Annotated in this window: 1 protein-coding gene; it reads left to right on the forward strand. The window is 57.7% G+C overall.

The window, feature by feature from the left end; genetic code table 11:
• Positions 1 to 76 precede the first annotated feature (76 nt).
• A partial coding sequence (psbA, locus tag GG26_RS13625; RefSeq protein ID WP_414391177.1) for a photosystem II q(b) protein occupies positions 77 to 1,125 on the forward strand: 1,049 nt, incomplete at its 3' end.

Genomic DNA, 1,125 nt, shown 5'->3' on the forward strand with positions numbered 1-1,125 from the left:
GGTAGTTGACAGAACTTAACGGATGATTTAAGGTTAGGTTGTCAATCTTCGCGCTTCCTCAGGGAAGTTTGCCATCATGACCACTGTTATCCAACGTCGCTCAACCAGCAACGTGTGGGAGCAGTTTTGCGAGTGGGTCACCTCCACCGACAACCGCCTCTACATCGGTTGGTTCGGGGTGCTGATGATTCCCACCCTGCTGACTGCCACCACCTGCTTTATCATCGCCTTCATTGGGGCTCCCCCGGTGGACATCGACGGGATTCGCGAGCCAGTTTCGGGTTCGTTGCTGTATGGCAACAACATCATCACCGGCGCGGTGGTGCCTTCTTCGGCTGCGATTGGCCTGCACTTTTACCCGATTTGGGAAGCCGCTTCTTTGGACGAGTGGCTGTACAACGGCGGCCCCTACCAGCTGATTGTGCTGCACTTTTTGATTGGGGTGTTCTGCTACATGGGCCGGGAGTGGGAGCTGAGCTACCGCTTGGGGATGCGTCCCTGGATTGCGGTGGCTTACTCGGCGCCGGTGGCGGCGGCGACGGCCGTGTTTTTGATTTACCCGATTGGGCAAGGCTCGTTTTCGGACGGGATGCCGCTGGGGATTTCGGGGACGTTCAACTTCATGTTGGTGTTCCAAGCGGAGCACAACATTTTGATGCACCCGTTCCACCAGCTGGGCGTGGCCGGCGTGTTTGGGGGTGCGCTGTTTAGTGCGATGCACGGGTCGTTGGTGACCTCGAGCCTGATTCGTGAGACTTCGGAGGAGGAGTCGCAGAACTTGGGTTACAAGTTTGGGCAAGAGGAAGAGACCTACAACATCGTGGCGGCGCACGGGTATTTTGGCCGGTTGATTTTCCAATATGCGTCGTTCAACAACAGCCGGAGCCTGCACTTTTTCCTGGCGGCGTGGCCTGTGATTGGGATTTGGTTTACGGCGCTGGGGATCAGCATCATGGCGTTCAACCTGAACGGGTTCAACTTCAACCAGTCGATTGTGGACAGCAACGGTCGCGTGGTTGGGACGTGGGCGGATGTGCTCAACCGTGCCAACCTGGGGATGGAAGTGATGCACGAGCGGAATGCGCACAACTTCCCGCTGGACCTGGCGGCGGTGGAAGTGGCGCC

The sequence above is a fragment of the Synechococcus sp. 'PEA 65AY6A-5F PE A' genome (genome assembly GCF_047462575.1).
Lineage (GTDB): Bacteria > Cyanobacteriota > Cyanobacteriia > Thermostichales > Thermostichaceae > Thermostichus.